This is a genomic window from Streptomyces sp. WAC03905 (assembly GCF_057371075.1).
This window is the reverse complement of sequence record NZ_JBXYDZ010000003.1, coordinates 6,401,547-6,415,141: the sequence shown is the minus strand read 5'-3', so window position 1 is coordinate 6,415,141 and position 13,595 is coordinate 6,401,547. Positions and strand designations below refer to the sequence as shown.

At 72.6% G+C, this 13,595-nt stretch carries 12 protein-coding genes and 1 pseudogene; 9 read left to right on the top strand and 4 right to left on the bottom strand.

Translation table 11 applies throughout. The features are described from left to right. The first annotated feature begins 12 nt into the window (after positions 1-12). The 4 genes from AC2RP6_RS31540 to AC2RP6_RS31525 all read left to right on the top strand — a co-directional run bounded on the left by AC2RP6_RS31540 (position 13) and on the right by AC2RP6_RS31525 (position 4,101). Positions 13-1,251, top strand: a complete 1,239-nt coding sequence (locus tag AC2RP6_RS31540) for an MFS transporter (protein WP_486449246.1) — start codon at positions 13-15, stop codon at positions 1,249-1,251. 107 nt (positions 1,252-1,358) lie between these two features. Continuing rightward, positions 1,359-2,756 (top strand): uracil-xanthine permease family protein, encoded by a 1,398-nt coding sequence (locus AC2RP6_RS31535; RefSeq protein WP_486449245.1) that lies wholly within the window; start codon positions 1,359-1,361, stop codon positions 2,754-2,756. 76 nt (positions 2,757-2,832) lie between these two features. After that, a complete protein-coding gene (locus AC2RP6_RS31530) occupies positions 2,833-3,474 on the top strand; it encodes a DUF5995 family protein (protein WP_486449244.1) in 642 nt (213 codons plus the stop codon). 54 nt (positions 3,475-3,528) lie between these two features. Beyond that, complete coding sequence (locus tag AC2RP6_RS31525; protein ID WP_486449243.1) at positions 3,529-4,101, top strand: hypothetical protein; 573 nt, start codon at positions 3,529-3,531, stop codon at positions 4,099-4,101. A gap of 112 nt (positions 4,102-4,213) precedes the next feature. Here AC2RP6_RS31525 and AC2RP6_RS31520 read toward each other — a convergent pair whose 3' ends face one another. Together AC2RP6_RS31520 and AC2RP6_RS31515 are read right to left on the bottom strand one after the other, a co-directional pair. Beyond that, positions 4,214-5,911, bottom strand: a complete 1,698-nt coding sequence (locus AC2RP6_RS31520) for a flavin monoamine oxidase family protein (RefSeq protein ID WP_486449242.1) — start codon at positions 5,909-5,911, stop codon at positions 4,214-4,216. A gap of 70 nt (positions 5,912-5,981) precedes the next feature. Beyond that, positions 5,982-6,782: a carbon-nitrogen hydrolase family protein gene (locus tag AC2RP6_RS31515; RefSeq protein ID WP_486449241.1), complete on the bottom strand. Its 801-nt coding sequence runs from the start codon at positions 6,780-6,782 to the stop codon at positions 5,982-5,984. 411 nt (positions 6,783-7,193) lie between these two features. Here AC2RP6_RS31515 and AC2RP6_RS31510 point away from each other — a divergent pair, with 411 nt between their 5' ends. Continuing rightward, positions 7,194-7,385, top strand: coding sequence for a DUF1059 domain-containing protein (locus AC2RP6_RS31510; protein ID WP_486449240.1), 192 nt, complete (start codon positions 7,194-7,196; stop codon positions 7,383-7,385). A gap of 31 nt (positions 7,386-7,416) precedes the next feature. Here the strand turns inward: AC2RP6_RS31510 and AC2RP6_RS31505 are convergent, their stop codons facing one another. Further along, positions 7,417-7,872 carry an Lrp/AsnC family transcriptional regulator gene (locus AC2RP6_RS31505; RefSeq protein ID WP_030027017.1) on the bottom strand — a complete coding sequence of 152 codons (456 nt, stop codon included), beginning with the start codon at positions 7,870-7,872 and terminating at the stop codon, positions 7,417-7,419. A 10-nt stretch (positions 7,873-7,882) separates the two neighbouring features. Beyond that, positions 7,883-9,373: an amino acid permease gene (locus AC2RP6_RS31500; protein ID WP_486449239.1), complete on the bottom strand. Its 1,491-nt coding sequence runs from the start codon at positions 9,371-9,373 to the stop codon at positions 7,883-7,885. A 493-nt stretch (positions 9,374-9,866) separates the two neighbouring features. On the opposite strand from AC2RP6_RS31500, the gene AC2RP6_RS31495 reads away from it, so the two are divergent. From AC2RP6_RS31495 to AC2RP6_RS31480, 4 genes and pseudogenes are all read left to right on the top strand, one after another. Then, positions 9,867-11,036: a GDSL-type esterase/lipase family protein gene (locus tag AC2RP6_RS31495; RefSeq protein ID WP_486449238.1), complete on the top strand. Its 1,170-nt coding sequence runs from the start codon at positions 9,867-9,869 to the stop codon at positions 11,034-11,036. Between the two features lie 116 nt (positions 11,037-11,152). Further along, the gene (locus AC2RP6_RS31490) at positions 11,153-12,127 is read left to right on the top strand and encodes an SCO0930 family lipoprotein (RefSeq protein ID WP_486449237.1); all 975 of its coding nucleotides are present in this window, start codon (positions 11,153-11,155) and stop codon (positions 12,125-12,127) included. 126 nt (positions 12,128-12,253) lie between these two features. Continuing rightward, positions 12,254-13,079, top strand: a pseudogene (locus tag AC2RP6_RS31485) (LytR/AlgR family response regulator transcription factor). A gap of 187 nt (positions 13,080-13,266) precedes the next feature. Then, the gene (locus AC2RP6_RS31480) at positions 13,267-13,542 is read left to right on the top strand and encodes a hypothetical protein (protein WP_486449236.1); all 276 of its coding nucleotides are present in this window, start codon (positions 13,267-13,269) and stop codon (positions 13,540-13,542) included. Positions 13,543-13,595: the final 53 nt, after the last annotated feature.

The window sequence follows — 13,595 nt, the reverse complement described above, 5'->3', positions numbered from 1 at the left end:
AGTTTAAGCGTCATGACCGGGGACACCGACCTCAGCCCGGCGCGCCTGCGCCATGCCCGTTTCGCCATCGCCGCCGTGTTCTGCGCCCATGGCGCCGTCACCGGTTCCTTCGCCACGCGCATCCCCTGGATCCAGGACCACGCCCAGCTCGGCGCGGGCACCCTGGGGCTCGCGCTCGCCTTCCCCGCCCTGGGCGCCGCGCTGGCGATGCCGCTGGCCGGGCGGATCAATCACCGATTCGGGGCACGGGTCGCGCTGCGCGGGCTGCTGGCGATGTGGACCCTCTCCCTGATCCTGCCGAGCCTCGCCCCGAACCTGCCCGTCCTGTGCCTCGCGCTCCTCGTCTACGGGGCCACCGCGGGCATGTCGGACGTGGCGATGAACGCGTTGGGCGTGGAGACGGAGAACCGGCTGGGCCGTTCGATCATGTCCTCCCTGCACGGCATGTGGAGCGTGGGCGCACTGCTGGGTTCGGCCGCCGGTACGGTCGCCGCGCACACCGGGACCGACGCCCGGCTGCACCACCTCGTCGCCGCGCTCGTGCTGACGGTGCTCGGGCTGGTCGCCGTACAGGGGGTGCTGGACCTGCGCAGTGACGAGGGGGCGGAGGCTCCGCCGCACTTCGCGCTGCCGCCCAGGTCCGCGCTGCTGATCGGGGCGATCGGGTTCTGCGCGGTGTTCGCCGAGGGCGCGAGCCTGGACTGGTCGGCGGTGTACCTGCGGGACGTCCTGGACACGGACGCGGGTCTCGCGGCCGCCTCCACCACGGCTTTCGCGCTGACCATGGCCGTGGCCCGGCTCGTCGGCGACCGGGTGGTGGACCGTTTCGGGCCGGTGCGCACGGTCCGCGCCGGCGGGGTGCTGGCGACGCTCGGCGGGCTGCTCGTGGTCGGCGTCAGGCACCCGGCCGGGGCGCTGGCCGGCTTCGGTCTGATCGGCCTCGGCATCGCGGTGGTGGTCCCGCTGGCCTTCGCGGCGGCCGGGCGCAGCGGCCCGAATCCGGCGCAGGCGATCGCCGGTGTCGCGACGATCACGTACACGTCGGGGCTGATCGCTCCGTCCGCGATCGGTGCGGTGGCCGACGCGACCTCGCTGGTGGTGTCGTTCGCCCTGGTGACGGTGCTGGCGTTCGCTCTGGTGGTGGGCGCTGCGGTGCTGCGCCCGAAGTCCCCGGTGGGGCAGTCTGGGAGCGGGTTCTCCGGGAAGGCCGGTGCGGCCGATCGGGACGAACCTGCCGATATCCGGCCGTAATATGTCGACTGGCCGCAGCGGCACTCCGTGCGCTGCGGCCTCGATGTGCGCGCGGCCGCGGCCGTGCGCGTCCGGAGACCGGGCTGACCGGGAAAGAGGAGTGGAACATGGGCCTCGGCGTGGGCTGGACCCTGCACGGTGACGGGCGGACCCCCGCCCCCGGCGCGGTGGTCCGGCCGGAGGAGCGGCTGTCGTGGCCGCGGACCGCCGGGCTGGGTGCCCAGCACGTCGTGGCGATGTTCGGCGCGAGTTTCGTCGCGCCGGTCCTGATGGGCCTGGATCCGAACCTGGCCATCATGATGTCCGGAGTCGCGACGGTCATCTTCCTGCTGGCGACGCGCGGCCGGGTGCCCTCGTACCTGGGCTGCTCGCTGTCCTTCGTCGGTGTCGCGGCGGCGATCCGGGCGGCGGGCGGGGACAGCGCGGTCGTCACGGGTGCCGTGTTCGTGGTCGGCGGGGCGCTGTTCCTGGCCGGTCTGGCGGTGCGGCGCTTCGGGGCCCGCATCATCCACGCCGCGATGCCGCCGATCGTGACCGGCGCGGTGGTGATGCTGATCGGCTTCAACCTGGCGCCGGTGACGGCGTCGACGTACTGGCCGCAGGACCAGTGGACGGCGCTGCTGACCATGCTGTTCACCGGCTTCGCCGTGGTGTGTCTGCGCGGCTTCTGGTCGCGCGTCGCGATCTTCCTGGGGCTGGTCTTCGGGTACGCGCTCTCCTGGCTCTCCGACCTGCTCTTCGGGAAGATCCACTCGACGGTGGGGGGTGAGGCGGCCGTGGACCACTGGCGGCTGGACCTCTCCGCGGTGGCGAAGGCCGACTGGGTCGGCCTGCCGTCCTTCCACGGGCCGTCCTTCGAGTGGTCGGCGATCCTGATCGCCCTGCCCGTGGTGATCGCGCTGATCGCCGAGAACGCGGGGCACATCAAGGCCGTCGGCGAGATGACCGGCGATCCCCTCGACGACGAGCTGGGTACCGCCATCGCGGCGGACGGCGCCGCGTCGATGCTGTCCACGGCGGTCGGCGGCCCGCCCAACACCACGTACTCCGAGAACATCGGCGTCATGGCGGCCACCCGTGTCTACTCCACGGCGGCCTACTGGGCGGCGGCGGGTTTCGCGCTGCTCTTCGGCCTGTGCCCCAAGTTCGGCGCGGTCGTCGCGGCGATCCCGGGCGGCGTCCTCGGCGGCATCACCGTCATCCTCTACGGGATGATCGGCCTGCTCGGCGCCCAGATCTGGATCAACGGCCGGGTGGACCTGCGCAATCCGCTGAACCTGGTGCCGGCCGCGGCGGGCATCATCATCGGCGTGGGCGGTGTGAAGCTGCAGATCACCGACGGCTTCGAGCTGGGCGGCATCGCGCTGGGCACGATCGTGGTGATCGGCGGCTACCACGCCCTGCGGTGCTTCGCCCCCGCCCACCTGAAGCCCCAGCCGCCCCTGCTCGACGCGGGCACGTCGGACTACGACGACGGCGGGGAGGCGGAGGACAAGCCCCGTTGACGGGGTTTCGCCCGAACCGGGGAAGCGTACGGCCAAGTTCCCCGGATCCGCGTCGGCGCCTGCGACCCTGCCTCCCATGGAAGCGGTGCTGGCGCGGATGCGCGCCCTGGAGGAGCGGCTCCCGCCGCAGGACGGTGTCGCCGTCTTCAACCGGGTCTACCTGACGGTCACGGAGACCCTGCACCATCGGATCGCCCACGGGGGCTTCCCCGCGCCCCGTCGGGCGGCGACCCTCAGCGTGCGGTTCGCGGAGCGGTACCTGACGGCGGTGGAGGCGGAGCGGGCCCCGGCCTGCTGGCGCCCGCTGCTGCAGTACCGCCGCCACCCCGGGATCCGGCCGCTCCAGCACGCGCTGGCCGGGATCAACGCACACATCGGCCACGACCTGGCGCTCGCGGTCGTGGCCACCTGTGGTGAGCTGGACTGCGAACCGCGGGCCCTGGAGGCCGACTTCGACCGGGTCGGCGACACGCTGGTGTCCCTGGAGGAGCACATCCGGGAGGACCTGATGCCGGGCCCGGACCTGCTGGAGATCGCCGATCCGCTGACCCACCTGGTCGGCTCGTGGAGCCTGGAGCGCGCCCGCGCCGGAGCCTGGTCGGCGGCCCGGCTGCTGTGGACGCTGCGCCGGGCACCGGACCTGGCCGAGGAGTTCACCGACTCCCTCGACGCGGGCGTGGGCCTGGTCGGCCGCTGCCTGCTGACCCCGCGGGGCTGAAAGGCCGTACGGGCCGCCCGGACCGCTGTCGGCGCCGGCAGGTAGGTTCCGGCCATGACGACGCTTCTCCTCGACGGCGGGCCGCTCGCCGCGGACGCCCCGGTCAGCCGGACCGGTGGCGTGCCGCTGGGCCCCGTCGGAACGGTCTGGCCCGTGTGCGGCGCGTGCGCGGGTCCGCTGCAGTTCCTCGCCCAGCTCGTGCTCGACGCGGGCGTACTGGCCCTGTTCATGTGCGCGCACCGGCCCGGCGGATGCGAGCAGTGGAGCCCCTCCGCGGGCGGGAACCTGGCCCTGCTGCTGCCCGCCGGCGGCCTCTCGCCCGTACCGGCGCCGCGCGGTGCGGATCCGGAGGTGCTGGGGCTGGGCGCCGTACGGGCGGCCGTGCCGTCGGCGGACGGGGCGGCCGCGGCGGACGGGCGGGCGGTGCTGGGCTCGCTCGGCGGCGAGCCCGACTGGCTGCAGTACGACGAGACCCCCGACTGCCCTTCCTGCGCCCGGCCGATGGAATACGCGGCGCATCTGGAGGAGGGACCGGACCCGGTCACGGCCATGAACTTCGGCTCGGGGCGGGCGTACGCGCACGTGTGCCGCGGGTGCGTGCGGGCGACGCTGCTGTGGCAGTGCTGAGGGGGCCGGGGGCCCGGGGGCGGGCGGGCATGAGAACGGGCCGCCGGCCCGCGTGCTGACGGCGCGGGGCGGCGGCCCGTGATCGGGAGGCCCTGGTCAGGGCCCGGGAGGGTCAGTCCTCCGGGAGTTCGACCGGGGCGATCTCGTCGTAGACGTCGCCCGGGCCGGGGTTGGTGGAGTCGGTGGACCCCCCGAGGTGGTGCATGACGCCCCAGACGGCGTTCAGCGCGGTCTGGACCGCGCCCTCGGCCCAGCCGGCCGTCCAGGAGATGTCGTCGCCCGCGAGGAAGATGCCGCGCTTGTCCTCGGGGAGGCGGTCCTGCATGAAGTGGGTGAACAGGCGGCGCTGGTAGCGGTAGTGGCCGGGGAGGTTGGCCTTGAACGCGCCCATGAAGTAGGGCTCGTCCTCCCAGGAGACGGTGACGGGGTTGCCGATGATGTGGCGGCGGATGTCGACCTTGGGGTAGATCTCGCCGAGGGACTTCAGCATGACCTCCATCCGCTCGTTCGCGGACAGCGGCAGCCACTTGAGGCTGTCGTCGCACCAGGTGTACGACAGGCAGATGACGGCGGGCTTGTCGGGGCCGTTGTCCAGCAGGTACGTGCCGCGGGTCATCCGGTCGGTCAGCGTCATCGACATGACGTCACGGCCGGTCTCCTCGTCCTTGTCCAGCCAGAACGGCCGGTCGACGGGGACGAACAGCTTGGACGACTCCATGTAGTGGGTGCGCTCGATCGCCGTCCAGTGGTCGATCGGGAACAGCGTGTCGTCGCACGCGATCTTCGACAGGAGCATCCAGGACTGAGCCGTGAAGATCGCGGCGCGGTACGTGCGGATGTCGCCGGAGGAGTCGGTGACGGTGATGCGGTTGCCGGCCGTGCGGTGCAGGCGGGTGACCGCCGGGCGCGGGGTGCCGTCGTGGAGGGAGGACAGCGAGGTGCCCTGGGCCCAGTGGACGATCTTCTCGGGCTCGCGCTCCCACAGGCGCAGCGGCAGCTGCTGGGAGCCGCCGACGATGCCGCGGTGGTGGTCGTCGGCCTCGGTGTAGACGACGCGCAGGATCTCCAGGATGGAGTTGGGGAAGTCGGTGTCCCAGCCGCCGGTGCCGAAGCCGACCTGGCCGAAGATCTCGCGCTTGCGGAAGGACTTGAAGGCCTCCGACTTGCAGAGGAAGCCGTAGAAGGTCTCGTCGTCGAGCTTCTCGACGAGCTTGGCCCAGATCTCGCGGATGCGCGGGACGTCCCGCTCGCGCATCGCGGTGTTCATGTCGGAGAAGTCGGCGCCCTCGTCGAGGCAGGCGTTCCAGGCGTCGGCGACGTCGCGGTAGATCTGCGGGAGGTCGGCGATGGTCTCGGCGTAGTGCGTCTCGCCCTTGAGGTCGACGACCGTGGAGGGGGTGGCCTCGGCGAGCGGGTTCGGGAAGGGCTCGGTGACCAGCCCGACGAGGTCGATGTAGTGCTGCAGGGCCGTGGAGGAGGGCGGGAAGCGCATGGCGCCCATCTCGGCGGTGAGGCCCTCGGTCTCGGCGCCCTCGAAGCCGACGGTGCGCAGGCGGCCGCCGATCTGGTCGGCCTCGTAGACGACGGGCTTGAGGCCCATCTTCATGAGCTCGTAGGCGGAGATGATGCCGGAGAGTCCGCCGCCGATGACGGCGACCTCGGTGCCGAACTCGGTCGCGGGTATCTGGCCGAGGCCTGCCGGGTGGGCCAGGAAGTCGTCGTACGCGTACGGGAAGTCCGGACCGAACATGGTGATCGGCGGCTGTCCGTCGCTGTGCGGGACGGCGGTGGTGGGCACCGTGGACGTCATGGGGTACGACTCCTTGCGGGCAGGGCTCGGGGGGTGGAGCGGTGGGGGCGGGGAGGGGTGCTGGTGCGGGTCAGACGAGCGAGGCGTAGAGCCCGGGCCGGCGGTCGCGCAGGTAGGGGTTGTTCTCGCGCGAGGCGCTGAGCATCTCGGGGTCGACCTCGCCGAGCACCATTTCCTCGCCGCGGCCGGCGCGCGTGCGGGTGGTGCCGTCGGGGCTCGCCAGGCAGCTGAGGCCGACGAACTCGAATTCGCCCTCGGGTCCGGTGCGGTTGACGTACGCGACGTACATCTGGTTCTCGAAGGCCCGGACGGGGACGAGGTGCTCGGCGACGAACTGGAAGGGGTGCATCTGGGCGGTCGGCACCAGGAGGAGGTCGGTGCCGGCGAGCGCGTGGGCGCGGACGTTCTCGGGGAACTCCACGTCGTAGCAGATCATGATGCCGATGCGGAGGCCGCCGAGCTCGGCCTGGACGACGGGGGTGTCGCCGGGGGTGAAGGCGTCCTGCTCGAAGCAGCCGAAGAGGTGGGTCTTGCGGTAATTCGCGAGGGAGGCGCCGTCGGGGCCGATGAGCTGGGCGGAGTTGTAGACCGTCTCGCCGTCGCGCTCGGGGTAGCCGTAGAGGACCGCGAGTCCGTGGCGCCGGGCGATCTCGCCGATGGCCCGGGCGGAGTCGCCGTCGTGGGTCTCGGCGATGCCGGGGACGGCGTCGAGGTCGAGGGCGTAGCCGGTCAGGAACATCTCGGAGGTGACCAGCAGGCCGGCCCCGGCCCGTGCGGCGCGCTCGGCGGCCTCGTCGAGCGCCTTGAGGTTCTCGGCGACGTCGCCGAGGACTCCGGAGCTCTGGAGGAGGGCGGTGCGCAGCGGGGGCATGGGCGTACCTCTGTGGCAGGAGGGGTGGATGCGGTCCTATAGACGGTACGTTTCGCCCTCCCGGCGCAACAAGGCGCCGATGTTGCGCGCTGGTGTGCGATTCGTTGCGCGTTACGGGGCCTGAACGGCGATTCGTTGCGCGGGGGTGTCGGGTGGGGCGGTCCCCGGCGTCCGGGGGCGGCGGGAAGGCGGCGAAGCGCCTGGTGGGGCGGGGTCCGCGGAGGGGGCTCGACGCGTCGGCCGGCCCTGCGGTGACCGTACAGGGAGGGCCCGTCGGCCGCTGTGACCTGGGCTACGCCGAGCGGTGGTGCGTCCGTACGGGTTTCGCCGCGCCCCCGCGAAGAGGATCGTGGGAGGTGACACCGTCCGCCGGTGTCGGCGCCGGCGGACGCCCGTTCCGGGAGGCACGTCATGCGCAAGGTCATGGACTGCAGGGACTACCCCAGCGAGATGGACTGCACCCTCGCGATCGCGGGCGAGGAGGAAGAGGTCGTGGCGGCTGCCACCCAGCACGCGGTGGCCGTTCACGGGCACGAGGACACTCCGGAATTCCGCAATGCGCTGCGCGGGATGCTGAAGGACGAGGCGCCTCAGCACGCGTGAGGCGCACCGCCCGCCGGCCGGTTCGGGAGCCCTACGCCGGGGCGCCCGAGGTGAAGCGGCGCAGCAGCGGGGACAGGACGAGGACGGACTTCGTGCGTTCGACGAAGGGCTCGCCCGCGATGCGTTCCAGGACCCGCTCGAAGTGGCGCATGTCGGAGGCGAAGATCTGGACGAGGGCGTCCGCGTCGCCGGTGACGGTCGACGCGGACACCACCTCGGGGTATCGCTCCAGACCTCGCCGGATGTCGTCCGGCGAGGTGTTGTGGCGACAGTAGATCTCGATGAAGCCCTCGGTCTCCCAGCCCATGGCGGCCGGGTCGACGCGGACGGTGAAGCCGGTGATGGCGCCTTCGGCGCGCAGCCGGTCCACGCGCCGCTTGACGGCGGGGGCGGAGAGCCCGACCTCGGAGCCGATGTCCGCGTAGGAGCGGCGGGCGTCCTCGGCGAGGGCGTGCACGATGCGTTCGTCGAGATCGTTCAGTCGCACGGGGGGTGAATCACTTCTGTTCAGCGACCTCCGCGGCCGGGGCGGCCACGTCGGCCACGGTGGCCAGGCTGGAGCGGCGCATGCCGTAGAAGAAGTAGATCACGAGCCCGACCGCCATCCAGCCACCGAAGCACACCCACGTGGCCATCGGCAGCTCGATCATGAGGTAGGCGCAGAAGAGGAAGCCCAGGATCGGGGTGACCGGGAAGAGGGCGACCTTGAAGGTGCGGTTCATCTCGGGGCGGGTGTAGCGCAGGATGACGACCGCCACGTTGACCAGGCCGAAGGCGAAGAGCGTGCCGATGCTGGTGGCGTTGGCCAGTTCACCCAGCGGGATGAACGCGGCGAGCAGTCCGCAGAAGAGGCAGACGATGATCGTGTTGATCTTCGGGGTGCCGGTCTTCTCGTCGACCTTGGCGAATGCCTTGGGCATCAGGCCGTCGCGGGACATCGCGAAGAGGATGCGGGTCTGGCCGTAGAGCACGGCGAAGACGACGCTGGCGATGGCGACGACCGCGCCGGCGGCCAGGATGACGCTCCAGAAGGAGTGGCCGGTGACGTTCTCCATGATCTGCGCCAGGGCGGCCTCGCTGCCCTCGAACTCCTGCCACGGCATGGCGCCGACGGCGACCAGGGCGACGAGGCAGTAGATCGCGGTGACGATCAGCAGCGAGAGCATGATCGCGCGGGGGAGGTCCTTCTTCGGGTTCTTGGCTTCCTCACCTGCGGTGGAGGCCGCGTCGAAGCCGATGTACGAGAAGAAGAGCATGGAGGCGGCGGTGCTGATGGCGGTGACGCCGAGCGGGGCCAGCGGGGTGTAGTTGCCGGCCTTGATGCCCATGAAGCCGATGACGATGAACAGCGCCAGGGTCACCATCTTGACGACGACCATGATCGTGTTGATCCGGGCGCTCTCCCGGGCTCCGCGGAGCAGGAAGACCATGCACAGGAGCACCACGACGAGGGCGGGGAGGTTGATGTAGCCGCCCTCGCCCAGGGGGGCCGAGAAGCCTTCGGGGATGGTGAAGCCGAGCGTGCCGTCGAGCAGCTCGTTGAGGTACTGGCCCCAGCCGACGGCGACGGCCGCGACCGAGACGCCGTACTCCAGGACCAGGCACCAGCCGCAGATCCAGGCTATGAGCTCGCCCATGGTGGCGTAGGCGTAGGAGTACGAGGAGCCCGAGACGGGGATCGAGCCCGCGAGCTCGGCGTAGGACAGCGCCGAGAACAGCGCGGTGAGGCCCGCGACGATGAAGGCGATGAAGACGGCCGGGCCGGCGACCGGGGTGGCCTCGCCGAGGACGACGAAGATGCCGGTGCCCAGGGTCGCACCGATGCTGATCATGGTCAGCTGCCACATGGTGAGCGAACGCTTCAGCGCGCCGCCCTCACCCTGGCCGCCCTCGGAGACCAGCTGCTCGACCGGCTTGCGGCGGAGCAGCGGGTTGGCGGGCCTGCGGGGCTCGGAAGCGAGCGGTGGCGCCTGGCCGTGGTCGAGCACGAGGGGACTCCTTGTCACTGCGGATCGACAGAGGTCGGGGATGAGGCGTCGACCGCGACGGTCCGGAGCAGGACAGGGCCCGACGGGGGGAAGGGCCTGGCATGGGGGACCGCCGAGCAGGCGATCCGCGCCACTCCACGTACAGCGAGTGAGCCTACGAGCTGAGTGATACCGCCCGTAATGGACCATCCTTGCACATTGGCGCACGATCGTTGCGCGGATCGGTCACGGACAGTCGTTTGTTGCGTATGGATGATCGATCGCTGCGCAGGTCGCCAGGAACCCCCATTCTTGACACATCGTCAGATCTACCGCAGTGTGCCGCCTTGGATCCGGCCCGGTGCCGCCACCGCAGCGGCGTGCCGCGCGACGGTGGAAACGGGGTCCGCGCGGGGTACTGGTGAACGCGGTGACAACGGGGTGACGGGGCAGGCGCCCGGGTGGACGGCGGAGTCGGCGCGGAGCTCCCGGGTCCGACGATCGGAGGCGAAGGATGAGCGCACCGGTGCACGACGAGGGCAGACCCGGACCGTGGCACGACGCGGGACGGGGCCCGGTTCCGGGCGCCCGGCAGGCGGCGGGACAGGACCCCCGCGGGGACGCGCGGCAGGACGGCCGGCAGGGGGCGGGGCGGGATGCCGGGCAGGGCGCGGGACAGGACGCCTGGCAGGATCCGCACCCCTTCCTGCGCGGGGTCGCCTGGCTGGACCGGGGCCGCCCGGTGCGCGCCGACCCGGCGGACACGATGCGGCTGCCCTGGGACACCGGGGAGCGGGCCACCCTGCCGATCGGGGTCCGGCTGGAGTTCACCACCGAGACCGCGCGGGCCGTGGAGATCCGCTACCGGGCCACGGTGCCCGGCCCCACGGACGCCCTGCGCGACCTCGCGCACGGCTTCGCCCTGTGGGACCGCCACGGGGTGGTCGGCGAGGTGTTCACCGAACCGGCCGCGGAGGCCGTCGTACGCATCCGACTCGGATCCGGCGACGGCCCCTTCCCCGGCCCCTTCACCATCCACCCGCCGGAGAACCAGTCCCCGCTCGTCCTCGGCCTGCGCGGAATCGGCGGCGCCCTCTCCCCCGCGCCGCCCGCGCCGCGCTGGGTGGTGCACGGCGACTCCATCACCGAGGGCTGGTGGTCCACCCGCCCCGCCCACGGCTGGCCCGCGGTCGCCGGCCGGTCCCTCGGCTTCGACACCGTGAACCTCGGCTACGCGGGCGCCGCACGCGGCGAACTGGCCACCGCCGAACAGCTCGCGGCCCTGCCCGCGGACGTCCTCACCCTCGCTTTCGGCACCAACTGCTGGTCCCGGGTGCCCTATTCGGTACCGCTGCTGTACGAGACCACGCGCGCGTTCCTCGAACTGGTCCGCCAGGGCCACCCCCGGACCCCGCTGCTCCTGGTCTCCCCCGTGCTGCGGCCCGACGCCGAACGCACCCCGAACAAGCTCGGCGCCACCCTGGGCGCCCTGCGCGACGCGATGGAGCGCGCCACGCGGGACCGGATCGCCGCAGGCGACGACCGGCTGGCCGTCCTCCCGGGCCGTGACCTGCTCGGACCCGAACACCTCGCGGACGGACTGCACCCCAACGACTCCGGACACCAGGTGCTCGGCCTCGCTGTGGCCACGGCCCTGCGGCGCGCCGGGTTCGACGGGGGGTGAGTGAAACAGCCCACACCGGGCCGGGTGAACAGATCCGGTCCGACGAGGCGTGTCCTGTGCACAGTTGCCGCCGCCGGGGGCGGCGGTACGACAGACACGATGTGGGAGAGAACAACATGGGCATGAAGCGCGCAACCACCTTCGCCGCGGCCGCCGTCGCCGTCGTCCTGGCGGCCAGCGCCTGCGGCCCGTCGGACTACAAGGCCTCGGACACGACCCAGCCCGCCGGTGCCGCCGCCGACGCCGCGCCGGCGGCCGCGGGCGGCCCGGGCAACCAGCCCGGCGGGCAGCTCGCGGCGTCCACCACCGAGCAGCTCGGTCCCGTCCTCACCGACAGCGCCGGCCTGACGCTCTACCGCTTCGACAAGGACACCGCCAAGCCCCCGAAGTCGAACTGCGAGGGCGACTGTGCGAAGACCTGGCCCGTTGTCGCGGCCGGTGACGTCACCGCCGCCGCGGGCATGGACCCCTCACTGCTCGGCGAGGTGGTGCGCGGGGACGGCTCGAAGCAGCTGACGGTGGGCGGCTGGCCCGTGTACCGCTTCAACAAGGACTCCAAGCCGGGCGACCTGAACGGGCAGGGCGTCGGCGGGGTGTGGTTCGCCTTCGGCCCGGACGGCAAGAAGGCGGCGAAGGGCGCCCCGGCCGAGGCCGCCCCGGCGCCCGCCGCCTCCGCCGCCCCGGGGGAACCGGCCCCCGCGCAGCCGGCCCCCGCGGAGGCCGCCGAGCCGGCGCCCGGCCTGTCCGTGGCGAAGGACCCGAAGCTGGGCGAGCACATCGTGGACGGCAAGGGCATGACGGTCTACCGCTTCAAGAAGGACAGCGCCTGGCCGATGGTCTCCAACTGCGTCGGCGACTGCCTCACCAAGTGGCCGGTGGTGCCCCCGGTGGACAAGGCCAACGCCAAGGGCATCACGGAGAAGAACTACCGCGTCATGGACCGCCCGGACGGCAAGAAGCAGCAGACGGTCGACTGCTGGCCGGTCTACACCTTCTCGGGCGACAAGAAGCCCGGTGACACCAACGGGCAGGGCGTGGGCGGCACGTGGTACGCCGTGTCCCCCGACGGCAAGCTGATCACCGTCCAGTAGCCGGCCCGGTCCCCCGCCCCCCACCACGGTCCGCGCGGCCCCTGCCCCACCTCCCCCCGGGCAGGGGCCGCGCTCCGTCGTTTCCGCCGGAGCGCTCCGGGCACCCCGCGTCATAGACTCGGCCGCATGCTGCGAGTGCTCGCTGTCGACGACGAGAAGCCGCTCCTGGAGGAACTGCTCTACCTGCTGCGCTCGGACCCCCGGGTGCGCAGCGCGGAGGGCGCCTCGGACGCCACCGAGGCGCTGCGCCGGGTCACTCGGGCGCTGGAGTCCGGTCCGGACGGACCCGACGGCATCGACGTGGTGTTCCTCGACATCCACATGGCCGGCCTGACCGGGCTGGACATCGCCCGGCTGCTGGCCGGGTTCGCGCGGCCGCCGCTGATCGTGTTCGTCACCGCCCACGAGGGTTTCGCCGTACAGGCCTTCGACCTGAAGGCCGTGGACTACGTCCTGAAGCCGGTGCGCCCGGAGCGGCTGGCGGAGGCCGTCCGGCGGGCCTGTGCGCAGCTGGGCCGGGCCGAGGAGGCAGCGCCGGCCGTCGCACCGCCCGCGGGTCCGCCCGCCGTGGTCGCGCCGCGCCGACCGGCCCCGGAGACCGCGGTCGCCGACCGGGGCCCGGAGCAGATCGCCGTCGAACTGGCCGGTGTCACCCGCTTCGTGGCGATCGCCGACATCGCCTACGTCGAGGCGCAGGGCGACTACGCCCGCCTGCACACCGACGACGGCAGCCATCTGGTGCGGATCCCGCTGTCCACGCTGGAGGAGCGGTGGGGGGCGCGCGGGTTCGTGCGGATCCACCGTCGCCATCTGGTGGCGCTGGCCCGGATCGACGAGCTCCCGGCTGGACTCGGGCACCACCACCGTCCGGGTGGGGGCGGCCGAACTGCAGGTGAGCCGCAGGCACGCGCGTGACCTCCGCGATCTGCTGATGCGGCACGCGACCGGCTGAAACCGGTCGCCGCCGGGCCCCGTCCGGCCCCGTGCGGCGACCGCCGGGCGCGCCAGGCTGCCGTTCACCGCACCGGGAGGGGCGTACGGCGATCCACGGGAGCCGCCTGCCGCACCGGTGGCGGGAACGGGCCGCCGAGGCGGTCACCGCTGCGTATCGTGGATCTTCCCGGCGCGGGAGGAGCGAAATGTCCGAGGTCCAGGCGCTGGTCGAGACCCTGAGCGGGCTGCCGCGGAGGCGGCCGGCGGGGCCCACCGAGGCCGAGGCACTGCTGGCCCTGCTGCGCAGCGCGGCCGCCCGCTGGGCGGACATCCTGTACGAGGCCGGCGAGGGGGTCCGCGAGCAGGTCCCGCCGCGCGCGGAGGCGGCGTTGACGCTGGCGTTCCGGCGGGCCGAGGAGTCGTACGTGGAGCTGGAGATCGCCGTGCGCGACTGCGCCGAGCACCGCGACCCGGCCGTCTGAGCGCGGCGGCTGCGCGGGTCCGAATCGTGCCTGTCGCCCCGTCGGGGGCGTGC